Source organism: Polyangium spumosum (assembly GCF_009649845.1).
Lineage (GTDB): Bacteria > Myxococcota_A > Polyangia > Polyangiales > Polyangiaceae > Polyangium > Polyangium spumosum.
In genome coordinates this window covers 87,870-110,130 of sequence record NZ_WJIE01000011.1, presented here as the reverse complement: position 1 = coordinate 110,130, position 22,261 = coordinate 87,870, and the positions used below count along the sequence as shown (strand labels likewise).

At 69.0% G+C, this 22,261-nt stretch carries 19 protein-coding genes; 10 read left to right on the top strand and 9 right to left on the bottom strand.

The window, feature by feature from the left end:
• Positions 1 to 59: 59 nt before the first annotated feature.
• Together GF068_RS31220 and GF068_RS31215 are read left to right on the top strand one after the other, a co-directional pair.
• Positions 60 to 1,826 carry a DUF2169 domain-containing protein gene (locus GF068_RS31220; protein ID WP_153823164.1) on the top strand — a complete coding sequence of 589 codons (1,767 nt, stop codon included), beginning with the start codon at positions 60 to 62 and terminating at the stop codon, positions 1,824 to 1,826.
• Complete coding sequence (locus tag GF068_RS31215) at positions 1,823 to 2,296, top strand: hypothetical protein (RefSeq protein WP_153823163.1); 474 nt, start codon at positions 1,823 to 1,825, stop codon at positions 2,294 to 2,296. The genes GF068_RS31220 and GF068_RS31215 overlap by 4 nt, the downstream gene beginning before the upstream one ends.
• On the opposite strand, the gene GF068_RS31210 is transcribed toward GF068_RS31215, so the two are convergent.
• Genes GF068_RS31210 through GF068_RS31195 form a run of 4 tightly spaced genes read right to left on the bottom strand, consistent with a single transcriptional unit; the run spans position 2,297 to position 8,000 of the window.
• Complete coding sequence (locus GF068_RS31210; protein WP_170319773.1) at positions 2,297 to 3,454, bottom strand: DUF2169 family type VI secretion system accessory protein; 1,158 nt, start codon at positions 3,452 to 3,454, stop codon at positions 2,297 to 2,299.
• A 10-nt stretch (positions 3,455 to 3,464) separates the two neighbouring features.
• On the bottom strand, positions 3,465 to 4,493 hold the full coding sequence (locus GF068_RS31205) for a hypothetical protein (protein WP_170319772.1): 1,029 nt from the start codon (positions 4,491 to 4,493) through the stop codon (positions 3,465 to 3,467).
• A gap of 16 nt (positions 4,494 to 4,509) precedes the next feature.
• Positions 4,510 to 5,469, bottom strand: a complete 960-nt coding sequence (locus tag GF068_RS31200) for a DUF2169 domain-containing protein (protein WP_153823160.1) — start codon at positions 5,467 to 5,469, stop codon at positions 4,510 to 4,512.
• A 26-nt stretch (positions 5,470 to 5,495) separates the two neighbouring features.
• Positions 5,496 to 8,000, bottom strand: coding sequence for a type VI secretion system Vgr family protein (locus tag GF068_RS31195; RefSeq protein WP_153823159.1), 2,505 nt, complete (start codon positions 7,998 to 8,000; stop codon positions 5,496 to 5,498).
• Positions 8,001 to 8,743: 743 nt separating this feature from the next.
• On the opposite strand from GF068_RS31195, the gene GF068_RS31190 reads away from it, so the two are divergent.
• Positions 8,744 to 10,552 carry a DUF4215 domain-containing protein gene (locus GF068_RS31190; RefSeq protein ID WP_240807690.1) on the top strand — a complete coding sequence of 603 codons (1,809 nt, stop codon included), beginning with the start codon at positions 8,744 to 8,746 and terminating at the stop codon, positions 10,550 to 10,552.
• 54 nt (positions 10,553 to 10,606) lie between these two features.
• On the opposite strand, the gene GF068_RS31185 is transcribed toward GF068_RS31190, so the two are convergent.
• The 3 genes from GF068_RS31185 to GF068_RS31175 form a co-directional block, all read right to left on the bottom strand.
• Complete coding sequence (locus GF068_RS31185) at positions 10,607 to 11,518, bottom strand: fibro-slime domain-containing protein (RefSeq protein WP_153823157.1); 912 nt, start codon at positions 11,516 to 11,518, stop codon at positions 10,607 to 10,609.
• A 77-nt stretch (positions 11,519 to 11,595) separates the two neighbouring features.
• Positions 11,596 to 12,453 (bottom strand): sterol desaturase family protein, encoded by an 858-nt coding sequence (locus GF068_RS31180; protein ID WP_170319770.1) that lies wholly within the window; start codon positions 12,451 to 12,453, stop codon positions 11,596 to 11,598.
• 55 nt (positions 12,454 to 12,508) lie between these two features.
• Positions 12,509 to 14,122, bottom strand: coding sequence for an ABC-F family ATP-binding cassette domain-containing protein (locus GF068_RS31175; protein ID WP_153823155.1), 1,614 nt, complete (start codon positions 14,120 to 14,122; stop codon positions 12,509 to 12,511).
• A 117-nt stretch (positions 14,123 to 14,239) separates the two neighbouring features.
• Here GF068_RS31175 and GF068_RS31170 point away from each other — a divergent pair, with 117 nt between their 5' ends.
• The 4 genes from GF068_RS31170 (at position 14,240) to GF068_RS31155 (ending at position 16,757) form a co-directional block, all read left to right on the top strand.
• Positions 14,240 to 15,061 carry an AAC(3) family N-acetyltransferase gene (locus tag GF068_RS31170; protein ID WP_153823154.1) on the top strand — a complete coding sequence of 274 codons (822 nt, stop codon included), beginning with the start codon at positions 14,240 to 14,242 and terminating at the stop codon, positions 15,059 to 15,061.
• Entirely contained in the window at positions 15,052 to 15,507 is a 456-nt protein-coding gene (locus GF068_RS31165) for a hypothetical protein (RefSeq protein WP_153823153.1), read from the top strand. Before GF068_RS31170 ends, GF068_RS31165 begins: the two co-directional genes overlap by 10 nt.
• A gap of 65 nt (positions 15,508 to 15,572) precedes the next feature.
• Positions 15,573 to 16,190, top strand: a complete 618-nt coding sequence (locus tag GF068_RS31160; RefSeq protein ID WP_153823152.1) for a rhomboid family intramembrane serine protease — start codon at positions 15,573 to 15,575, stop codon at positions 16,188 to 16,190.
• Positions 16,191 to 16,253: 63 nt separating this feature from the next.
• Entirely contained in the window at positions 16,254 to 16,757 is a 504-nt protein-coding gene (locus GF068_RS31155; protein WP_153823151.1) for a hypothetical protein, read from the top strand.
• Between the two features lie 7 nt (positions 16,758 to 16,764).
• Here the strand turns inward: GF068_RS31155 and GF068_RS31150 are convergent, their stop codons facing one another.
• A complete protein-coding gene (locus tag GF068_RS31150) occupies positions 16,765 to 17,034 on the bottom strand; it encodes a hypothetical protein (protein WP_153823150.1) in 270 nt (89 codons plus the stop codon).
• Between the two features lie 147 nt (positions 17,035 to 17,181).
• Positions 17,182 to 18,885, bottom strand: a complete 1,704-nt coding sequence (locus GF068_RS31145; protein WP_240807660.1) for a PHP domain-containing protein — start codon at positions 18,883 to 18,885, stop codon at positions 17,182 to 17,184.
• A 235-nt stretch (positions 18,886 to 19,120) separates the two neighbouring features.
• Here GF068_RS31145 and GF068_RS31140 point away from each other — a divergent pair, with 235 nt between their 5' ends.
• From GF068_RS31140 to galK, 3 genes are read left to right on the top strand one after another with little or no spacing between them, the layout of a single operon-like run.
• On the top strand, positions 19,121 to 19,942 hold the full coding sequence (locus GF068_RS31140) for a SpoIIAA family protein (protein WP_153823149.1): 822 nt from the start codon (positions 19,121 to 19,123) through the stop codon (positions 19,940 to 19,942).
• A gap of 25 nt (positions 19,943 to 19,967) precedes the next feature.
• Positions 19,968 to 21,050, top strand: a complete 1,083-nt coding sequence (locus GF068_RS31135) for a hypothetical protein (RefSeq protein ID WP_153823148.1) — start codon at positions 19,968 to 19,970, stop codon at positions 21,048 to 21,050.
• Positions 21,047 to 22,216, top strand: coding sequence for a galactokinase (gene galK, locus GF068_RS31130; RefSeq protein WP_153823147.1), 1,170 nt, complete (start codon positions 21,047 to 21,049; stop codon positions 22,214 to 22,216). Before GF068_RS31135 ends, galK begins: the two co-directional genes overlap by 4 nt.
• The last annotated feature ends 45 nt before the right edge of the window (positions 22,217 to 22,261 follow it).

Below are 22,261 nucleotides of genomic sequence, written 5' to 3'. Positions count from 1 at the left end.
AATGGGCGACGCCCTCCCCACGGTCAAACTCTTTTCCGATAGCTGGTGAGAGAAGCCGCATGGACATCGTCTCCCCGACCCCCCTCGCCGTCGGCACGCTGCTCTGGGAGCCCCGGCCCGGCGAGCGGGTGCTCACGCTCTGCATCAAGGCCACCTTCTCCCTGGTGCACGGGCAAACCTCGGTGCTCTCCTCGCAGCAGGAGCCGCTCCAGAACGATATCCCCTGGGACGACGCCCCCGGCGCGAGCCTCTACGCGCCCAGCGATTACGTGCCGACCAAACCCCGGGTCGATATCCTCCTCTCGGGTCACGTCCATGCGCCGGCCGGCAGGGCAGTCGCGGTTGTCGAGGCGCGCGTCTCCGTGGACGATTTCTCGAAATCGCACGGCTTCCGCGGGGAGGCGCCCTTCGTCCACCAGCCGATCCGCGAGGCGCGAGGTGGCCCAGGCGCGGCCCCGCCCGCGGGGTTTGGTCCGCGTTCTCCCGCGGCGCGCGCGCGGGAGATCGAACGCGGAGCGGAGATCCTGCGCTGGGCCGAGACGCTCGGCCCCCGCGCGAGCGCCGCGCCGCCGCCGGCCCAGGTCGACTGGTCCTTCTTCAACAGCGCCCCGCGCGATCAGCAGCTCGCGGCGCTCGGGACCGCGCCGCATATCGTGCTCGAGAACCTGCACCCCACCATTCCGCGCCTCGAGACGCGCCTGCCCGCCCTTCTGCCGCGCGCATTTCGCCTGGAGCCCGGCGCGGATCAGCTCGCCGAGATCCGGCTCCGCTGCGATACCCTCCGCATCGACACCGATCGCGGCCGCGCCCTGCTCACCTATCGCGGCACGATCCCGCTCGGCCGCGCGGACGAGCGCGCCGCCGGCGTGCTCGGCGTCCTGCTCGAGGGCCCGGGGGCGAAGGTGGGCATGGACGAGCTCTCGCGCCTCATGCGCGCGCGGGCGGGCGCGGGCGGCGAGGCTCCTTTGGGGAAGGAGCCGGCAGAGGAGGTCGGCGGCTCCACCGTGATGGGCACGTCCGTCCCCCAGGGGCCCACATTGCCGTTCGCGAGCGCGCCGCCGGGCTTTGGCTTGAAAAACCTCCCTGCTGGCCCGATGCCGATTCGTCCGGCCGAACCCGCGCCGGAGAACGACGAGGTGGGTCGAACCACGCTGCCCATCGGCGGGGCGCCCGCGGTGCCGGCATTGCCTTTCCCGAAAGGGCAAGCCGGGCCAAACCTCGCGCCGGCGCAGCCGCTTTCACCTCCGCCTCCGCTCGCGCAGCCTCTCCCGCTCCCGGAGCCGCCTCCGCTCCCGGAGCCGCCCGCGCTGCTGGAATCGATTCAGCCTTCGCCCCCGCCGACGGAGCCGCCCTCCCCCGCCGCGCCGGCCGCGCCCGAGCCCGAGGCCCCCAAGGCCCCGCGCGAGCCCCTGCCTCTCGCCCTCTGCGCCGCCCTCGCCGCCGAGCGGGGCATGAAGCGGGATATCTCGCCCTCGCTGCGCGCGCACGACGCCACGCCCGGGGATCTCGCCTCCTCGGCGCGCCACTGGGCCGACGCCATCCACGCGGAGACGCGCCGCGACGAATTCGCGCTGCAGGACGCTCACGACGACGCGTACGTCGCGGCCCTGGAGAAGGCGCGCGGCCGGGCGCTCACGGCCGACGAATATGCGCGCATCTCGGTGGGCATGGAGCGCGGCGACGCCGATCGCGCGCTCGCGGCCCTCGGCCTTCCGCGCGAGGCGCTCTTCCCCGTCGAGCGTGCCTTCATGCGCCGGATCGGACACGATCGGGCGCTCGATGAAGAGGTCGAAAAGGCCCTCGCGCGGGCCCGGAGGATGCCATGAGCGACCCGAAAAACTCGCAGCCCGCCGGCGACGAGCACGCGTCGGCGCGCGAATCCCTCACGCTCGTCGGCGGCCACGCGCTCACCGTGGAGCGCAATCCTCAGAACAACGTATTACGCGTGGTGGGTCCGAATGGCGCCGTCGGTGTCTCGATCACGATCACACCGCAGGCAATCACGGTGAGCCTCGCCGGCGCGGATCTCCTGCTCGAGACCACGGGCAAGCTCGCGGTGCGCGCCGACGAGCTCTCCCTCCACGGCGAACGCGGGGTCTCGGTGACGACGGGCGGCGACGCGGTCCTTCGCGCCGAGGGCGATCTGCATAGCGAGGCCCGCATCCAGAACATCCAGGCCACGCTGGGCAATGTGAACGTGCGCGCCAATGACGACGTGCAGCTCGACGGCGAGCGCATCCGGCTGAACTCGCCGGATGCAGCGCCGCCCATGCCCTGGCCGAAGGGCGGGAAATAGTCACCATTCCACGAGGAACGGCATCTTCGCGAGCTCCTCGTCGGCATAACGTCGCGGCGCGCGCGCCGCGCCCCGCCAGAGGACGGTCAGGCGGCGCTCGTCCGGCTCGATGACCAGGGTGTAGATGACCGGGTCGGTCTCGACGAGCTTTCCATTGCGACCGTCCGCCCACAACTTCGGTCGCTCGCGCGGCAGATCGAAGGCGAAGCTCGGGGCGCCCTTCATGAGGTTCGTGAGGACGCAGCGCTCCCCGGGCGACACGAACGGTAGCTGCAGGCCGAGCGAGGCGCCGTTGAAGAAGCGGACGGAGTAGCGGGGCGGCAGGAGCAGGCCCCGCGTCGCCTCGGAGAGCGCCTCGCCCCGCGCGACCTCCTGGAAAGGCACACCGACGGAGTCATACGGGGCGATGAAGCCGAGATACCCGACGCGCGGAAACCAGCCGGGATGAACGAACCCGAACGAGCGCGGCAGGGGCATGAGGTGCCAGCGCGTCGGGCTGCCGACGACGATACGCTCCGGCGTGAGCGGATCGGTCGGGTCCTCAAGGTTCGGCAAGACGAGCGCGTCGACGGCCTCACGCGTCGGCTCCATGAGGTAACCTCGACCGGCAGCATTCCGGGGGTAAACGTACGGGCTCGCCTGGTCCGCGCTCGCGGGGGACTGGAAGTACGCACGGAAGAGCGCGAAGGGATTGCCCCATTTCTCCTCGGCGACCCGATCCCGGCCCCCATAAGCGCGGTCGTAACGCAGGGGCACGGATTCGACAGGCGCGGGGGGCGAAAACACGAGCCGCCCGCGGATCGACAGCGAAGCGCGGCGATCGCCGACGACGAGCACCTTTCGTTCGACGCGCCCGACGGCGATGGCCGCCTCGAAGGTGCTCGCCGCGCGCGGCGCGTGCGCGTGACCCCGGACCACGACGTCGGTGAATCTCTTGATCGGCCAGAGATCGCTGTCGTGGGCGAGGAGATCCGGAGCGTCGGGCTCGTCGCGCGGCTCCTCGACGAGCGGAAGCTGTGCGTCGGCGGGGACGCAGCGGCCCGCGCTCGTGATGCTGTACGTGCGCTTCGCCAGCACGACGAGCTCGAACTGGTCTTCTTCATTCTGGGTCGAGACCTGACGCGTCGCGGGGGAAGGAGCGGCCATCGGCTTGGTCATGGGGTCCAGCTCAACGCTTTCCATCGCGCGGTCCGGGGACCGGCGTGGGCGGGGTGGGCTCGCTCGGCGCCGTGGGCGTGGGCGTGCCGGGCGGCGTGTACGTCGGCGTCGCGGTGGGCGTCGCCGGAGGGGTCTGCGGGGGAGGCACGGGCTCCGGGACGAGCATGGCTGGATCCACGCCGAACTCCTCGACGTCGGGCGAATTGTAATAGGCGGTGTGGTCGACGATCAAGGACGAGAGGAGGCCGGACAAGTGGCCAGCCGGCACGAAGGCCGAAGGCATTCCAAAGTTCCCCGACGACATCCCGAGCGGGGAGCCCAGGAAAAACCCGGCGATGTTCGACCCGCTGAAGATGGCCGTGAAGGCTTCCTCGGGCATGGCCTGGCCGAACCTCCCACCGAGCTGACGAATGCCCCCCATCAGGACGGGCCATTCCTGGCCGAGCGCCTTCGCGACGAACCCCTCGACTTTCGTGCCGAGCCATTGACCGGGCTTGCCGCCGAGGAACCTGTTGATGCCGTACTGGATGCCCGAGTCGAGGGCCATGTAGAACAGGCCGGCCAGCATGTCCCGCCATGTCGTCCAGGCCTGCACGGTGCTCGGCGCATCGACCAGCCCGCTCGGCAGCGGCGGCACCAAGAGCCCGCTGCAATTCAGGTTGAGCCCCATGGTCACGCCCATCGCCACGGCGACGGGGGACCCGCCGACCAGCACTTGATTGGCGCCGAACTCGGATTTGGAGGCAGCGAAGAGGATGTGCGCGGGGATCAACCAGTGTGGGGCGGGGGGGAGGAGGGGCCAGTGAATCACGCCGGGCCCGATATCCGTTCCCCGCTGCATGATGTACGAGCCGTTGTCCACCTCGATCGTATCGGCGCGCATGGCCGTGATCAGGCCCCATCCCCAATCATTGAGCCTGGCGAGCACACCGTGCCCCTGGGCGTCGAACGGAAGGGGTGGGATGGTGATGGTCAGGATGGGGTGGAGATCCACCCCCAGCATCGCGTGCCTCTGGAGGTGAACGTTGCAATACGGCATGGCGACGTCTCCGCGGCTATTCGAGCGAGATCTCGAAGATACGCCGCTCGAGGGGGCGGACGACGTACCGGAAGGGGTAACGATACGAGACGAAGGCGCGGCGCCGCTCGACCTCGACGCCGATCTGGTCGATGGCCATGGGCCGCTCCGCCGTCGATGGTCCGAGACGAAGGCGAGCGACGGGCAACGTGTTCGGCAGCTCGAACGTGAAGGGACCGGAGGGGTGCACGCCGGAGAGCCGCACGGGAGCGCCCGGCTCGACGCGCCGGGCGACCATCCCCGGGAAGGCCGCGTTGAAGAACGCCGGCATGTCGAGCGAGATCTTTCCGTCCTGCCCCGCGCGCATGACCTCACGCATCCGCGCGCTCGCATACGGGGGGACGAACCCGAAGCCCACGGGCGCGGGGCGGTCGTCCCATTTCTTGATGAGTTGGGCCGGATCCTCGATGCAGGGCAGCGGGCGCCCCTCGGCGCGCTCCTCGGTCGTGTAGAAACCCGTGCCGTCGGGGTTGTCCGAGAAGGGGACCTCCGTGCCGTCCCAGGGCTCCTTGCCGCCATACGCATGCGCCAGCGTGAGCGGGATCGACGTGAACGGCTGGGGTGGCCCGGGGACCAGCCCCGAGATGCGCCGGTACCATACCCGCGGCCCGAAGATACGCGCGTCACGACGAAAACCGTCGCCGATCTCGACGGACACGTTCAGCTCGGAGGTCTTTCGGCCGCCGGGCGCGTGGGCGCTGCCGAAGACGAAAACATCGACGCCGCCGCGGTAGAAGACCCCTTCGGGGGGCATGACGCCGTATTCGGTCTCGAAAGGCGCGGTCGACGTGGGCCAGGGCTGCTCCTCGCTCGGGACGAGCGCGCCGCCCCTGACGTCGTACGTGACGCGCAGGAGGAGCGACGCCGCGATCTTGTGCTCGCCGACGGCCGTGCGGAAGAGATGCGCTGGGAAACGGGTGCGATTGGTGTATTCCACGGGCTCGTCCCTGCGGCGCGCCTAGCTTACTCGCTGTTGAGCTTGATCGTGTCTGCCTGCAGCTTGACCAGCGAGCCGCCCTGAACGATCACGGGGTTGCCCTGGATCGTGATCGCAGCATTCTGGATGGTCACGGATCCCGCGCTGATCGAGATGTGATTCGTGCCGCTGGCGTCGACGACGTCGATCACGCCGCCCTTGATGGTCACGACGCCGCCTGCGCTCGACGTCTGCAGCGCGAGCGCGTTCTGCGCGGAGAAGGAGCCCGTGTCGAGGGCCGTGACCATCATGAAATCGGCCGTGTGCATCTGCTGGCCCGCGCCCCCGTTCACCGCCTCGAAGCTCTGGATGGGGCTCTTCAAGAACATCGTCTCCGCCGCGCCGGCCTCGAAGCTCCTCGTCGCCGTGGTCTTGTGGTTGCCCGTGACCTCGACCGTCTGGTCCCCCTCGATCCCGACCGTCTGGCCCCCCTTGATCTCGACCTTCTGGCCCCCCTCCAGGATCGTGATCGATTGCCCCTTGTGAATCGTCGTCTTTTGCTCGCCGACGATCTCGACCTCCTGCCCCTCGAGCGGCGGGGCCGGCGGCGCGTCCCCCTCCCCCGCGCCGGGCGGCGGCGGCGGATCTCCGATGACGATCGTCTGGCTGCCCCCGATCTTCGTCTTCTGGTTGGCGACGACGTTGACCGTCTGGTTCCCGCCCACGGAGACCGATTGATTGGCGAGGACGGCGAGCGCCTGGTTCTTGCCGATCTTGATACGCTCGTTCTTTTGGACCCGCTCGGTGTTGTCCCCCGTCACCGACGACATTCGATCGCCGTAGGTGTTCTCCCAGCGATGTTGCTGCACGGTGGAGATGCTGTCCCGCTTGATGACCTCCTGCCGATCGAGCTCGACGACCGTGTTCAGGTCCCGGCCGGCGTGCAAGCGAATCTCCTCGGCGCCCGCGGCGTCGTCGAAGGCGAGCTCGTTGTATTGCGCGCCGCCCGGGACCGACGTGGTCTTCCACGCCGTCGTCGTCGCCGAGCCCACGGCCTGCACCGGCGGGAGGTTCGCGCCATTGTAGACGCGCCCCGTCACGATGGGCCTGTCGGGATCTCCGTCGAGGAACTCCACCACGACCTCGACCCCCACGCGCGGGTGCCCCACCGCGCCCTCGCCGCCGCCCGCGAACATCTGGCTCACGCGCACCCAGCACGAGCTCGGCTCCTTCGCGAGCCGCTCCGTGTCGTGATCCCAGTGGAAACGCAGCCGCACGCAGCCGACCAGGTCGCCCACGTGTACGATCGCGTCGCGCGCCGAGGGCTCCGCCGTGACAAACGCCGTCTGCGTCCCCTGGACGCGCGGCCGCGGCGTGCGCCGCTCCGGCCGGAAGCCAGACTCGGCCACGCCCCCGTCGCGCCCCCGTCGCGCGCATTCGAAGCTGCAAGAGAAAGGCACCCCGGACCAGGAAAACCCCCCGGGGGCCATCACGCCCTGCTGCTCCCCGCGCACCTCGAGCCGCGTCACCAGGTATTCGCCCTCGTAGCGGCCCTTCGCGTGCTGCAGGAAAAAGACGGACCCGGCCGAGAGCACGCGGCAAGGCCCCTCCCCGACCGCATAAGCGGCCTCCACGCCATAACGCTCGGCCGCGGCGCGCGCGAGCGGCGCGCCTTGCGACGGCCCCTCCGGGAAGCCGCCCGGCCAGTGGTATTCGAAGAGGCCGCCCGTCCCCGCCGAGGCCTGGGCCTCCACGCGCATGTCGAGCGCGGGCGTCTTCCAGTTGTAATCGTCGATCGCGACGACCTTGGGCCGGAGCCTCCCGCCGAGCTTCACGCTCCCCACCTCGCGCCCCGGCAGGCCCGGCCCGAGCGGCCCGTCGAGCCGCGATTTGCCCGTGTCCTGATCGGAGAGCACGAGCAGGCAGGCGCCGTCGCCGTTCTCGAAATGGTAGGAGATGCCCTCCTCCTCGAGCAAGCGGGACACGAAGGCGAGGTCGCTCTCGTTGTATTGCACGCAGTACGGCCGGGCGGAGGCGAGATCGGCGCGCGGGCTCTTCGTGAGGCGCCAGGTGAAATGCTCGGCCGCGGGCGTGAACGCCGCCATGTCGCCGTCGTCGGGATCAACGGAGGCGCCGTCGAGGCGCGTGAGGAGCGGATCACCCGTGAGGACCGCGTCGATGATCTGCCGCAACGTCTTCTCCAGGAAGATCCGGCAGCGCCTGCGGTACTTCGCGCGGACGAGGGGCGGCAGGAGCACCACGCGATAAAGCATGCCCTCGGGCACGCCGCCGAGCTCCTCGGCCTCGACGATGACCCCATGCACGACCTTGTACGCGGGCGCTGTCGTGGTGGCGATCCGCAACGTGGCCCGCGCGTGGACGAGCTCCGCCGGATCGACCTCCGGCGCGGGAACACGCGCGAGCAGCACGATTTCGTAACGATAGAGGCCCGAGAGCTCCTCGGTGCCGCGGAACTGGACCACCTGAAGATGAGCGAAGGGCGCGCCGCCGACGGCGCCCTCCCACGCAAACGTGAAATCGTGATAATCCATGTCCAAGCCGCGGGCGATGGTGCCATGCCCGGCCACGCTTTACAAGCGCAGGGACGCCCGGAGAAGTCTTTGCACCCGCGCCAAAGAGAGGTCGGGACGCCCCGAGGTGGCTTTGCACCTGCGCCAAAGCCAGGTCGGGACGTCGGGACCTGGCTTTGCACCTGCGCCAACGAGAGGTCGGGACGCCCCGAGGTGGCTTCGCACCTGCGCCAACGAGAGGTCGGGGCGCCCCGAGGTGGCTTTGCACCTGCGCCAACGAGAGGTCGGGGCGCCCGGACCTGGCTTTGCACCTGCGCCAACGAGAGGTCGGGACGCCCGGACCTGGCTTTGCACCTGCGCCAACGAGAGGTCGGGACGTCGGGAGGTGGCTTCGCACCTGCGCCATACGCGTCTCGGGACGCCCGGAGGTGGCTTTGCACCTGCGCCAAAGCCAGGTCGGGACGTCCGGACCTCTCTTTGGCGCATTTTCTGTGAGCACACGCACGGAAGGACGCACGCTGGCAGGCCGTGTCAAGCCTGTTCGGCGTCCCCGAGCCTTCAGGAAGGTACGCACAGCAACGTACCGAGCGCCAGAGCGGCGACGCTCACAGCCTCCACGTCCCCGAGCGCGGTCGCCTCCTTCACGCTCCGGGATACCTCGAGGGCACCTTCTTCCGGGACCCGGTTCGTGGACGGATCCGGGTAGGATGGCGTCGCGGCTCCGCTCGACGCGGGCCGCGGCACTTAGGAGGTATGACGTGCGGATGTTTTCGAATTCGCTTGGACTTGGGGCCCTGATGGCGATCGCAGGGCTCGGCGTGATGGCACCCGTGGCCGGTTGTGGTGGCGACGGCGCGGTCACGTCCACGGGCCCCGGTGGCGGGGGCGGCGGCGGCGCGGGCGGCGGCGGCGAGACCTGTGGCAACGCGGTCGTCGACGGCGACGAGGCGTGCGACGACGGCAATGACGTGAGCGGCGACGGCTGCGAGGCCGACTGCTCTTATAGCTGCGACAACAAGAACCCGGACACCGGCGACACGAAATGTGACGACGGGGATCCCTGCAACGGCGCCGAGACCTGCGGCGACGACCACGCCTGCGCGCCCGGGGTGAACGAGGAGGACGGCTCCTCGTGTGGCGACAGCAAGATCTGCATTTCGGGCGCCTGCCTCGACGACATTTGCGGCGACGGCTTCGTCAGCCAGGCCGAGGAGTGCGACGACACCAACATGGTGGACGGCGACGGCTGTGATTCCTGCAAATTCAGCTGCGCCTCGGAGGACCCGACGCGCGACTGCTCGAACCTCGACCCCTGCGTCGCCACCACCTGCGACGACGCCACGCATACCTGCGGCAATCCCGTCAGCGAAGGCGACGTCTGCGCGATGGCCGCCGCCTGCGTGAATGGCGCCTGCTCCCCCATCGTATGCGGCGACGGCGTCATGCATCCCGGTGAGGCCTGCGACGACGGGAACGTCGTCGACGGCGACGGTTGCCAGGCCGATTGCACGCTGCCCCCCGCGGGGGTCTGCGGCGATGGCGTCCGCGAGGCGGACGAGCAATGCGACGACAGCAACACGACGAACCTCGACGGCTGCGACTCCACGTGCAAGTTCGAGCAGGTCCAGCGCGCGACCTGGCTCAAGATGCAGTTCGCCACCGAGGCTCCTTTCTGCGCCGCGAACCGGCTCGGCAGCGCCATCTCCGCCGCTGCGCAGGGCCAGCTCCAGACCTCGCTCGACACCGGCGTCCAGAATGGCTCGATCAACATCATGCTGAAGACGCTCGGCCTCGGCGACCTCAGCGGCGCCTCCGACCCGGCGATCGAGATCGGCGTCCTCGGCGGCGCTCCCGTCCTCCCGATGGGCGCCATGTACGACGGCACGGCCGATCTCGATTGGTGGTACACGGTCAATCCGCTCTCCATCGACGCGAACCGCGACCCGCTCGACAAGCTCACGGGTTTCATCAGCGCCAGCACGCTCACCGCGGGCCCGGGCAAGCTCTCGATCGGCATCAACTTCGCCGGTATCCCTGCGGCGCTCGCGATGAGCAATGCGCGGCTCACGGCATCCATCGGCTCCGCGAGCACGCCCCTCGCGTCGGCCGGCACTCCGCCGGGCCACCTCGCCTCGGAGAACCTCGACCCCGCGCTCCAGAGCTTTGCGAGCATGGGGCAGCCGGACGACCTGGGCGCCGGCAAGCTCTGCGGCAACGTCAGCGCGACCTCGCTCGACCAGGTCCCGGTCCCCCCCGACCTCGCCGCGGGCGGCATGATCGCGTGCGACCAGGATTATACGACGCAGAACTCCCTGCTCGACGTCATGGTCGGCGGATGCACCGTCTTCGGCTTCGTCAACGTCATCACCGCGAGCCAGCCCGACGAGTCCGATCCGGACGCGCCGGTCGCGGGCGCGGGCGCGCCCTACACGCTCACGACGAACGCGATGACGAAGGCGGTGACCGGCTGCCGTGACGCGGGCAACCAGACCGTCGACCTCAATACCTGCCTCAATGCCGCGGCGTACTCGGCCTTCTTCAAGTTCGCGACCGGCCGCGTGATCGCGAAGTGAAATAGGGAGCGCTCCCTCCCCGCCGCCTCCCACCTCCCCGGCCTTTCCCTCGTGTCACTTGGGCGGGTCCACCGGCAAGAAGCAGAAGTTGCTCGTCTCGAATCGGTAATTCGATCCCGAGTAGTTCCGCTCGGCGTGGAAGACCTGGAGATCGTACACGCCGCCGAGGGAAAGGCCGAGCTCCGCGGCGCGCTGGTCGAGATCGACCGTGCCCTGCTCGGGGCCGTGCAGGCCGCCGAGGTCGATGGCGAGGCGGTGATTGATGAACACCCAGATGTCGTCGTCGCCGCGGAACGTGAACACCTCGCCGCCCTTGTAACGGAAAGAGACCCGCGCCTCGGAGGTGAAGTGCCAGTTGTTCGGCATGCCATTCAGCTCGAAACCTTCGTTCCCGAAGCCGAAGGTCGCGTCGATCGGATGAAAATCGGCGTCGTCGTAGACGAGCGTGGAGCCATTGCCCGTGAGCGGGATCTGCACGTTCGTGGCGAAATTGACGCCGGGGGTGTCCCGGTACCACGTATCGAAGCTGGCGGCGCCGGTGAAGGGCGCGTAGGTCGGGCCCTCGGGGCCGACGTCGTTGCCGGCGACGTACACCGGCTTGAAGCTGCCGTCGGGCTCCTGGGCCAGCTCCGCGGCCAGGATGCCCGGACGAACGCCGACGAGCTGGGCGAAATGGGGGTGTCCGCCCCACTGGAAGTCGGGGTGGCTCTCGGAGAAGTCGCGGACGCGCATGGTCAAGGTGCTCAGGCACTCCTCACCGGTATCGCCGCCGGTGCCGCTGGAGGTCGTGAGGTTGAGGCCGCCTTCGCCGCCCACGCCGCCCGCCCCCGCGCCGCCGCTCCCCCCGCCCCCCGAAGCGGAGCCGGACGATGCCGTGGCCCCACCCGCCGGGGAACCGCCGCCCTGACCAGACGAACAACCGAGGACGAGGAGCGAGCCGAGGAGCCAAAGGATCGAGGTGCGCATTGGCAGAGGCTACCACGCGCCTCGATCGAACGTGGTATCTTCGTCGCGGCGGTGAATCCGAGCCGCCGCCCCTCCCGTCACCCCGGCGCGGACTCCGCGGCCGGCTCCGTGGCCGGTTTTCCCGTGAGCCGCGTGCCGCAGAGGACGTCCCACAGGTAAAGCGCCTCGCCGAAATGCGTGTTCGCCCGGGCGTGGTGCACGTTGTGGAAGGCCGAGGTGTTGAGGAAGATACGCGGCAACGTCTTCTCGACCCACGACAGGGTCACGCCGCAGTGGAGATAGAAGTTGAGGTTCACGAACCCCACGACCAGCCCGAAATAAAGCGGCGCCCAGTGCACGGCCTCGGGCATGCACAAGAAAAGAATCGGCCAGAAGGTGAGCAGCGCCTCGACCGGGGCCACGGCGAAGCCGGCGAAGGCGGTGGGGTCGCGGAAGGCGTGGTGGCCTTTGTGGAAGCCGAAGAGCAGCCGCGTGTGCAAGAGCCGGTGTTTCCAGTAGAGCCACGCGTCGATCACGACGACGCCGAGCACGGTCTGCAAGAGGACCTGCCACACGCTCACGCCGTGTTCGCCGAGGTCCCAGACGAGCCCCGTCGGGTGGCCCAATCGCCACGCCGTGAGGGGCCAGGCCATGAGGCAGGCGGCGACGTACATGGCGCGCGCCGTCTCGAAGGCCTCCCGCGCCATGGGCGCCGGCTTGAGGCGTGGCCCCTGGATCCGCGTCCCGAGGCGGAGCGAGAGGGCCGTCACGATGGCCGCGCCCGACAAAACGGGCACCACGAGGACGGCGAAGGAGACGGCGAGGCTCGAGAACCAGGTCCCCGGGCTCTCGGGGTGAAGGAGCCCCGCGGCCGAAAGGAGGGCCAGAACAGCCGCGTCGATGATCTCGTGGATGGTCCAGCGCCCAGCATTCGGCGCCGGAGGCGGAGCTCGCATGGTATACCTCCGATCGGATCGCTCCGAGGGACGTATCACAGCCTGCCTCCGTTCATCAATTCCCGCGGTGGGCGCTCGTCTCGTCGCCGAACCGCTCGAGGAACTCCTCGTACGTCCCATTGAAGAGCCGCGGCCCTTTGCGGGACAGCTCGAGCACGCGGGTCCCGAGCTTGCCGATGAAGTGCCGGTCGTGGCTGGTCACGACGACGGTCCCCTTGAAGGCGATGAGCGCCTGCAGGAGCGCGTCGATGCTCTCGACGTCGAGGTGGTTCGTGGGCTCGTCCAGGACGACCACGTTGTTCTTCAGCAGGATGAGCTTGGCCAGGAGCAGCCGCGCCGCCTCCCCGCCCGACAGGCTCTCCGTCTTCTTGAGCCCCGCGTCCCCGCTGAACAGGAGCTTCCCGAGCACCGAGCGCACGTCCTCGAGCTTCGCCTCCGGATCGAAGCGGTGCAGCCACTCGTACGCGGAGAAGCCGGGCTCGAGCGCCTCGTGGTGATCCTGCGCGAAGTATCCCACGCTCGTGTCGTGGCCCCACACGACCGTGCCCGCGTCCGCCGCGTGCTCCGAGACGAGCAGCTTGAGCAGCGTGGATTTGCCGATGCCGCTCGGCCCGATCACCGCGAGTTTGTCCCCGCGATTCAGGTTGAGGTCGAGCCCGTCGATGACCTTCAGGTCGCCGAAGCTCTTCGAGAGCCCCTCCACGCGGAGCACGTCGCGGCCGGAGGGTTTTTCGATCTCGAACTTGATGTACGGCCGCACGACGCTCGAGCGGCGCACCTGGATGCTGGCCTCGAGCTTTTCCATCTCCTTCACGCGCGACTGGGCCTGGCTCGACCGGCTCGCGCTCGCGCCGAAGCGGGCCACGAAGTCCTTGAGCTCGGCGATCTTCTTCTTCTTCTGGGCCGCGTCGGCCTCCGACTGGCGCTTGCCCGTCGTCTTCTGCTCGACGAAATCGTCGTAGTCGCCCGTGTACACGGTGACGGTCTGGTAATCGACGTCGGCCACGTGCGTGGCGATCGCGTTCATGAAATGCCGGTCGTGGCTCACGACGAGCAACGTCCCGCGGAAGTCGTGCGTCAGGTACGACTCGAGCCACCGGATGGAGTCGAGGTCGAGGTGGTTCGTCGGCTCGTCGAGGAGGAGCACGTCGGCCCCCGCGAAGAGCGTCTGCGCGATGAGCACGCGCAGCTTGTACCCGCCCGCGAGCGTGCTGACGGTATCGAGGTGCCGATGCGTCGCGATCCCCAGGCCCTCCAGGATCTCCGCGGCGCGGGCCTCGGCGGTGTAGCCGTCCTCCTCGCCGATCGTCCCTTCGAGCTCGGCGAGGCGCATGCCGACCTCGTCGTCCATCTCGCCGGCGAGCAGCCGATCCTTCTCTTGCATGGCGTCCCACAAGACGCGGTTGCCCATGAGGACCGCGTCCAGGATGCGGACGGACTCGTACGCGAAGTGGTCCTGCGAGAGCACGCCGACCTTGAGCTTGCCCGGGATCTCGACCGAGCCCTGATCCGAGTCGTGCTCGCCCGAGATCACCTTGAGCAGCGTCGACTTTCCCGCGCCGTTGGCCCCAACGAGGGCGTAACGCTTGCCGGGATCGAAGCGCATCGAGACATTTTCGAAGAGGACCTTCGGACCGAACCGCTTGGAGAGCTTGTCGAGCGTGATCATCGCGGCGCCGGCACTAGCACGAAATCTCACGGCTCGCCGCAAGGAGTTCTTCTTCGTCGGCTCTCCGTTCCGAGGTACGCTCCCCGCAGTTTCCAGGAACGAAGGACGCCCGATCGAATGTCCCCGCCCCCCTCGCCAGCACGCCCCACGGATCTCGCGCGTGACCTCTTTCAGCTCGGCGTCCGCGCGGGCGACACGTTGATGATCCACGCGTCGCTCCGCGCCATCGGGCCGGCTGAAGGTGGCGCGCGCGGCGTCCTCGACGCCCTCGACGAGGCCGTCGGAGACGACGGAACGCTCTTGATGGTCCTCGGCGCGCGCGACGATTGGGCCTGGGTGAACGAGCTGCCCGAGGGCGAACGCGCGGCCCGGCTCGCCGACGCCGAGCCCTTCGACGCGCAAAGGACGCCCGCGGAGCCGGAGGTCGGTCACCTCGCCGAAGCCTTCCGGCAGCGGCCGGGGACGCGGGTGACGGACCACCCCGAGGGGCGATTCGGCGCCCGGGGCGCGCGGGCCGAAGAGCTCCTCCGTGATCCGCCATGGCACGATTACTACGGGCCCGGATCACCACTCGAACGGCTCTGCCAGGCAGGCGGACGTGTCCTCCGCCTCGGCGCGGATCCGAATACCACCACCGTGCTTCACTGGGCAGAATATCTCGCAGATGTACCGAACAAACGGCGGGTGCGCCGATACCGTCGGGTCCTCGGAGACGCGGGACCGGAGATCCGGTATGTCGATTGCCTCGACGACAGCGAGGGGATCGTCGATTGGCCCGGCGAGGATTATTTCGCGCGGATCTTGCAGGACTACCTGGCCACGGGCCGCGCGCGCCGCGGGACCGTCGGCCGGGCGCCGAGCGAGCTCATCGAGGCCGCGGACCTCGTGGAGTTCGGCGCGGCGTGGATGACGGATCGATTCGGGACGCCATGTCGATGAGCGATTGTGAACCGGCGCCGCCCGGAGAGGCCCCTGCCCAGCGTTTGCCCACGGACCACCCGGACGTGTGGATCGAGCGGCCCGACATCCTGCACGTCACGATGCGCGGCACCGTCGACGTGGCGGAGGCCATGCCCCTGCTCGCGGCGCAGTTCGCGGCCGGCGCCGAGTGGCCTCACGCCATCGTGCTTTGCGACGTCTCCGGCCTCGAACACTTGACCATGGCCGCACGTCGCGCCTTCGCCGAGACACGCGACATCGGGCCTCGGCGGGCCATCGTCGTGATCGGGGCCAATCCGATGTTGCGGACCCTCGCCGATCTCCTCTTTCGCGCGGTCCGCGCGCTCCGCCCCGCGCACCCGAGCCCGACCCGCTTCGTGCGTGACCTCGCCGAGGCCCGCGCCGCCGTCCCCGAGCTCCGCCGGATGCTCGGGGCTCCGCGCTGAGCGCCGCCGAGCTGCCTGCCACGACCGGGCGCCGCGGTGCGTCCGGACCGTGTTATCCTCGCGCCATGAACGACCTCCCGGCGCGCGTCCTCGCCTTGCCCGTTTCCCTCTTGCTGATGGCCTCCGTGGTGATCGTGAGCCTGCTCGGGTTCGTCTCCGAGCCCGTGAAACGCGCGCTGATCCTGAACCCCTATCAGGTCCGCAAGAAAGGCCATCTCCATCGCCTGCTGACCGCGGGATGGCTGCACGCGGATTTCTCGCATCTGGCGTTCAACATGTTCTCGCTGTACTTTTTCACGGAACAAGCCATCCGCGTCCTCGGCGTGACGCGTTACCTCGTGCTGTACGTCTCCGCGGTGGTCGTCGCGTTCATCCCGACGACCCTGCGGCACATGAAGAAACCGAATTACAACTCGCTCGGGGCCTCGGGCGCCGTGGCCGCCGTGATGTTCAGCGCCGTCCTCCTCGTCCCGAACCTGAAGCTGCAGCTCATGTTCCTGCCCATTCCGATCCCGGGCATCATCTTCGCCTTTCTCTACCTGGCCTATAGCGCATGGCACTCCATCGCGGCCGGGGACGACATCAATCACGACGCCCATTTCTCCGGCGCGGTCTACGGCGCCCTGCTCACCTGGCTCTTCGAGCCGACGCGCGTGGAGCGCACGGTGAAGAGCTTCTTTTGACCGGCCAGAACGCCGGAACTTCCCTCTTGTCCCGAGGACGCCGCGGTGGAAAACTCGCACGTGATGTCCAGACGCTCGCGCCTCGAACGCCCCGGTATCTGCCTTTTGCTCGGCCTCTCCCTCCCGGCTTGTATCGCCGACGATTACACACCCCCGGGCGTGGAGGGGCCGGACTGCACGTCGATCACCGAGCTCGTCCCCGGCCAGCCGCAGGACCTGGTGGATGACACGGGCCGGGGGAGGGACTTCGTGACCGAGAGCCCGGATTTCAGCGAGTGCATGGCGGGGGAGCGACGCGGCAAGGAGCTCATCTTCGGCGTCATGCCCACGAAGTCGGGCAAGCTCGTCGCGACGGTCCAGTCCGATTACGCGCACCACTGGCTGCACACGTGGGACGCGTGCCCGGGGAGCGACGCGGACTTGCTCGACTGTTCGTTCGGTTCGACGACCGAGGACACCGACGTCAACCAGGTCGATGAGGTCCAGGCCGGCGAAACCTATTACGTCGTCGTCGACGGCTGGATGGGCGAGACCGGCACGTTCCAGCTCACGCTCGAGCTCTTTTGAGCGCGCGTCACTCGACGACCGCCTGCATGAACCCCTTCATGAAGGCCCGATATTCACGCGTCGGGATCATGTCCATCATCCGCGGCACGCGCGCCTTCAGCCATTGCAGGATCGCCAGCGTGTCGCGCTTCATGACGAGCACCATGAGCTCGCCGATCACGTCCTCGCCCAGGTCGCTCCCCACGATGGAGAAGATCTGCCGGCCGAGCTCGTAGCCGCAATCGGTGAAGCTCTTCTCGCCCGAGCGCGCCGCGTACACGAGGACCCGGAAAAACATCGGGCAAGCGTTCGAGGCGGGAGCTCGACGCGGGAGGGTCCGCGGGCGGGCCGGGCTCTGGAGGCGGATGGCATTTTTCGCTTTCGGGGTCATGCCGAAGGCGCTGCGAAGATCGTACCGGGACGATCTGCGCCTTCGGCGCCCACGTCAGCCGATGGGCCTGACCGCCGCGCGGAACCCCTCGGGGTCGAGCGTGTTCAACACCTCGCCCCTCCGGAGCCCGCCTCGCCGCGCCACACCGACGCCGAAACGCAGCGAGGAAAAACCCTTCGTCGAATGCGCGTCGGTCGAGACGACGAAGCGGATCCCCCTCTTTTTCGCCTCCTTCAGCCAGCGCGGCTCCATGTCGAGCCGGTAGGGGTCCCCGTTGACCTCGATCGCCGCCCGGGACTCCGCGATCACGTCGAGCACCTCCTCGACCCGGCAAGCGAAGGGCTCGCGCCGCAGCAGCAGGCGGCCGAGCGGGTGGCCCCATATCTTGAAGATCGGCTGCCGCATCGCCTCCACGAGCCTCTGCGTCATCGCCGCCTCGTCCATCTTCATGCGTGAATGGACGCTCGCGATCACCACGTCGAGCTGCTCCAGGATCGCGTCGGGGTAATCGAGCGCGCCGGTCGCGAGGATGTCCGACTCCGTCCCTCGCAGGAGCTTGATCTTCACCCGCTCCTGCACGCGCGCGATCTCGTCCCATTGCGATTTGAGGCGATCGAGCTCCACGCCCCTCGCGTAATGCGCCGTGGGCGAATGATCCGTGATCGTGAGGTATTTCATCCCCATCGCCTCGGCCGCGCGCGCCATGTCCTCGATGGTGTCGTTGCCGTCGGAGAACACCGTGTGGCAATGCACCATGCCCTGGATGTCGCCCAGCGTGACGAGATCGTCGAAGCCGCCCCCGCGCGCGGCCTCGATTTCGCCGTCTCCCTCGCGGAGCTCGGGCGGCACGGGCGCGAGGCCGAGCGCCCTGTAGATCTGCGCCTCGCTCTCCAGGCCCACGAGCTCGCTCGCCCCGCCTCCGCCGCGCTCCACGCTCGCTCGCCCGAGCTCGGCGAGGTGCGCCGGAGCGCCGGTCCACGTCAAGAGGGCCGCCGCGTAATGGGCGGGGGGCGCCACGTGCACCGCGGCCGGCACGTCTCCGGCGAGGAAAAGATCGATTCGTGAAGCTCCCCGGCTCCGCACCCGCGTCACCCGCGGGAATCGCGCCGCGTGGTCGAGCACGGCGTCCGCCTCGTCGCTCGCCACGACGACCTGCACGCCTGTGACCGTCTCGCAAAAACGACGCGCTTCGCCGGCGAGATCCGCCTGCTTCACCTCGGGGAGGGCGCGGAGGTGCTCGATCAGCGGCTCCGCGACGCCGAGCGCGTCGACGAGCAGCACCCTCGCCTCGCGCGCCTCTCGCTGCGCGATGGCCTCGAGCAGGCTCTGCTGCGTCTTCGGGCCGAATCCCTTCACCGACCGGACGCGCCCCGCGAGGCACGCCTGCCGGAGGTCCTCCACGCTCGTGATCCCCAGGGCGTCGTGCAGCACCTGCACTTTTTTCGGGCTGAGCCCCGGGATCTCGCAGAGCTCGAGCACGCCGGGCGGCAGCTCGGCGCGCAGCTTGGTGAGCAGCTCGGAGCGCCCGGCGCGGACCATCTCGGTGATGACCGAGGCGAGCGACGCGCCAATGCCTGGCACCTGGGTCAACCGCCCCTCCTCGACCAGCCGCGCGAGGTCCTCGGAGAGGGCCTCGACCGAGGCCGCGCCATTCTCGTAGGCTTGCGCCTTGTACGAGCTCTCCCCTTTGCATCGGAGAAGCGCGCCGATCTCGCGAAGCGCTCGGGCGACATCGAGCTTGTCCACCATCGTGCTCATGATCTCCAGCGCGATCAACAGGCACAGGAGCCGCGCCCTGTCAAGGGCGCCCCGGCTGACGCCGCGGCTTCGAGGTGATGCGGATTCCCCCGTGCGAGCCCGTTTTACGCGCCGTTTTTGCTTGGTTTCATGGATCGGTTTCGGCACGATCCATCGGCCTGGTCGTTTCTCGGGACGCCCGATGAGGGAGAGGCATACGGTATTTTTCGAGCAGCCAGATACGACCGTGTGGAGGATGGTCGGTGACATCCGCGAGGCGGAGATGCGCGAGCTCACGCTGCTGGAAAGGTCCTTCATCGAGGGCCGCCCCTATCTCCTCAAGCTCGTGGACCTCTCGCGCATCGGGTCCGTCAGCGCGGGCGCGCGCAAGGCGGGGGCGGAGAAGGTGCACGACGTCCCCGTCCTCGGCGTGGCCATCTTCGGCGCGCACTTCGCGATCCGCGTCCTCGCGGACCTCGTCGTGCGCGCCGGCAACTTCATCCGCCGAATCGACGCCGTTCCCACACGTTATTTCGCGACGGAAGCCGAGGCCCGCGCCTGGCTCGCCGAGCGACGCGCCCTCATCGCCGCCGAGGCGATCGGCGCCTCCTCGTCCGCGCCGATCGGCGTGCCCGAGAACATGCGCCGATCACGATCCTTGGAGGTGCAACCTTTTGCCAGGCCCTCGATCGAGGCGAAAGCCTCTTGGGAGAGGCTCCCCGCCTCTGCTAGGATGGTCCTCGTGACGACGCCAAACGACGTGATGGACGACGCGCCGAGCACGCGGAAGCTCCTCCCCGATACGCTGGAGCGCGAGCGTGCCGAGCGCACTTCCCACGCGGCCCCTGCCCCGCGCGGCGCGCTCTACGAGATCGTCATATCGTACAAAGAGCCGACGTTCGCCGAGCACGCGGGCCACGAGGCCCGGATCTTCCGCGGCACGTTCCGGATCGAGGCCGCCGACGAGGACGACGCGCGTGTCCGCGCCATCGCCGAGTTCCGCCGCATCCAGGCGAGCTCGTCGGTGGGCTGGCAGCGCGAAATCGTCGACATCACCTGTCGCCGCGCCGAAACCTGATCACGCGGGCCGCGCGGCGCACGTCATGCGAACCCTCCTCTGCGGTCTCTCGGCGCTCACCCTCCTCTCGCTCTCCTTCGCGGCCCGCGCGGACGACGCCGATGCGGGCCGCCCCGCGGGCGGCGCGACCAAAACCGTCGCGAAGGACAAACCCCTCGCGGCGAAGCAAGGAGAGGCGCCCGCGCCGCCCGACGAGCCCCGCCCGCGCTCGCTCGACCTCGGCGTCTTCTGGCTCCCCTGGGGAATGCACTACACCCGCGCGGCCCTCGGCGCGACGCTCGGCTACAAGATCCCGCTCGTGCAAAAGAAGGGGATCCTGTGGGATTCGACGAACGTCACCTTCGGCGTGCGTGACGTCTACGGCTTCGTCAACAACACCTTCGGGCCCTTCGTCGACATCACGCCGATCGCCTTCTTCCGCCTCCAGGTCCAGGGCGCCTACGATTACTTCATTCGCGAACCGTTCAATGGTGGGCTCCGCGTCATGACCCCGCTCGGCCGCCAGCGCGTCGCCTCCCGCCAGATCCGGCGAGGGGACACGTCGTCCGTCGACTGGGTGAACCAGGAGGACGGCAATGGAATGGATAACCGCGACAACTTCCTCGCCCCCATCAACCAGGGCGGTCTCCGGCTCCGGGTCCTGCCCACCCTCCAGGGCAAGGTCGGCCCCATCGCCTTTCAATACAACCTCACCGGCGACTGGAATTTCTACAGCGCGCCCGGCGCCGGCGCCGACGACGTTTATCACGATACGTTCACCTTCACGCTGCGCAAGATCCGGGACTTCAGCCACGCGCACGAGCTCCTCGTGGCCTATTCGGCCCCCGTCCCTCGGCCGGGCGAGCTCCTGCTCGGCCTGAGCGGCCGGTATCAACGCGTCCTCGGCACGGGCCTCGAGCAGCTCTCGCTCAATGCGGTCGCCTTCTTCCGGCTGCCGAAGAAGTTCTCGCAGGACCGCATCTCGCCCTTCGCCATCGCGCAGCTCGGCACGAACCTCATCGACCCGATGTGGCAATACGCGTTCTCCTGGATCCTCGTCGTCGGCGCTGATTTCAACCTGTACAAATCGAAGACCCGAGCCCAGGATCGGCGCACGAGCCATCCATGAGAGACACCGAAGACCTCCGGTCCAGGTTCCGCGCCCGCTTCGGGAACAAGGGCCGGCCGCTCCGCGCGTTCTTCGCCCCGGGCCGCGTCAACCTCATCGGCGAGCACACCGATTACAATGACGGGTTCGTCCTGCCGGTCGCCCTCGAGCTCGGCGTCACGGTCATCGCCGCGCCCCGCGACGACCGCCGCATCCGCGTGCACAGCCAGGACCTCGGACAGACCGCCGAGCTCGACCTCGACAGGCCCGGCCCCGGAAAAACCGGGCGCTGGCTCGATTACATCGAGGGCGTCGCGCACATGGTCGATTCGCGCATCCAGGAGCTCCGCGGCGCCGACCTCCTCGTCGCGGGCGACGTGCCGCGGGGCGCGGGCCTCTCCTCGTCGGCGGCCATCGAAATCGCGACCGGCTTCGCGCTCCTGTCGCTCGCGGGCGCCTCGGTCGACCGCGTCGCCCTCGCCCTCGCCGGCCAGGCCGCCGAGCATGGCTTCGTGGGTACACGTTGCGGGATCATGGACCAGCTCGTCTCCACGTGTGCCGACGCGAGATCGGCGTTGCTCATCGATTGTCGCTCGCTCACGACGGAGCCCGTCCCCTTGCCCGGCGGCCCCTTTTCCATTCTCGTCACCGACACCCGCAAGAGACACGCCCTCGCCAGCTCCGAATACAATACCCGCCGCGCGGAGTGCGAGCGCGGCGTCGAGCTCCTCCGCGCCGCCCTCCCCGAGGTTCGCGCGCTCCGCGACGTCACGCTGGAGGCCTTCGAAAGGCACGTTTCCCTCCTCCCCGAGCCCATTCTCCGCCGCGTGCGTCACGTCGTCACCGAGAATGCCCGCACGCTCACGGCGGTCGACGCGCTCCGCCGCGGCGACGTCGCGGCCGTGGGCGTATTGTTCGTCGCGTCCCACCGATCCTTGCAGCACGACTACGAGGTGAGCTGTCCGGAGCTCGACGCGCTCGTCGACCTCGCCATCGCCCAGCCGGGCGTCCACGGCGCTCGCATGACCGGCGGCGGTTTTGGGGGCTCGACCGTCTCCCTCGTCGATGAATCCGCGCAAGGCGCGGTCATGGCCGCCGTCCGCGAGGGTTATCGCCGCCGCTTCGGCGTCGAGCCCGGCTTCCTCGTCACGCACGGCGGGGCGGGCGCGCGCGAGATCGATGGCTGAGCCGCAAAACCTCTTTTCGCCCGCGCGCGGCCGGCCTATAAAGCT

What these genes read in the sequence shown, in the direction of transcription:
- GF068_RS31185 (WP_153823157.1), bottom strand. Translation starts at nt 11,518, where the DNA reads ATGCGCACCTCGATCCTTTGGCTCCTCGGCTCGCTCCTCGTCCTCGGT.
- GF068_RS31140 (WP_153823149.1), top strand. Translation starts at nt 19,121, where the DNA reads ATGGTCGGTGACATCCGCGAGGCGGAGATGCGCGAGCTCACGCTGCTG.
- GF068_RS31160 (WP_153823152.1), top strand. Translation starts at nt 15,573, where the DNA reads ATGAACGACCTCCCGGCGCGCGTCCTCGCCTTGCCCGTTTCCCTCTTG.
- GF068_RS31175 (WP_153823155.1), bottom strand. Translation starts at nt 14,122, where the DNA reads ATGATCACGCTCGACAAGCTCTCCAAGCGGTTCGGTCCGAAGGTCCTC.
- GF068_RS31135 (WP_153823148.1), top strand. Translation starts at nt 19,968, where the DNA reads ATGCGAACCCTCCTCTGCGGTCTCTCGGCGCTCACCCTCCTCTCGCTC.
- GF068_RS31165 (WP_153823153.1), top strand. Translation starts at nt 15,052, where the DNA reads ATGTCGATGAGCGATTGTGAACCGGCGCCGCCCGGAGAGGCCCCTGCC.
- GF068_RS31205 (WP_170319772.1), bottom strand. Translation starts at nt 4,493, where the DNA reads ATGCCGTATTGCAACGTTCACCTCCAGAGGCACGCGATGCTGGGGGTG.
- GF068_RS31190 (WP_240807690.1), top strand. Translation starts at nt 8,744, where the DNA reads ATGTTTTCGAATTCGCTTGGACTTGGGGCCCTGATGGCGATCGCAGGG.
- GF068_RS31180 (WP_170319770.1), bottom strand. Translation starts at nt 12,453, where the DNA reads ATGCGAGCTCCGCCTCCGGCGCCGAATGCTGGGCGCTGGACCATCCAC.
- GF068_RS31150 (WP_153823150.1), bottom strand. Translation starts at nt 17,034, where the DNA reads ATGTTTTTCCGGGTCCTCGTGTACGCGGCGCGCTCGGGCGAGAAGAGC.
- GF068_RS31215 (WP_153823163.1), top strand. Translation starts at nt 1,823, where the DNA reads ATGAGCGACCCGAAAAACTCGCAGCCCGCCGGCGACGAGCACGCGTCG.
- GF068_RS31220 (WP_153823164.1), top strand. Translation starts at nt 60, where the DNA reads ATGGACATCGTCTCCCCGACCCCCCTCGCCGTCGGCACGCTGCTCTGG.
- GF068_RS31155 (WP_153823151.1), top strand. Translation starts at nt 16,254, where the DNA reads ATGTCCAGACGCTCGCGCCTCGAACGCCCCGGTATCTGCCTTTTGCTC.
- GF068_RS31170 (WP_153823154.1), top strand. Translation starts at nt 14,240, where the DNA reads ATGTCCCCGCCCCCCTCGCCAGCACGCCCCACGGATCTCGCGCGTGAC.
- GF068_RS31195 (WP_153823159.1), bottom strand. Translation starts at nt 8,000, where the DNA reads ATGGATTATCACGATTTCACGTTTGCGTGGGAGGGCGCCGTCGGCGGC.
- GF068_RS31210 (WP_170319773.1), bottom strand. Translation starts at nt 3,454, where the DNA reads ATGACCAAGCCGATGGCCGCTCCTTCCCCCGCGACGCGTCAGGTCTCG.
- GF068_RS31145 (WP_240807660.1), bottom strand. Translation starts at nt 18,885, where the DNA reads ATGAGCACGATGGTGGACAAGCTCGATGTCGCCCGAGCGCTTCGCGAG.
- galK (WP_153823147.1), top strand. Translation starts at nt 21,047, where the DNA reads ATGAGAGACACCGAAGACCTCCGGTCCAGGTTCCGCGCCCGCTTCGGG.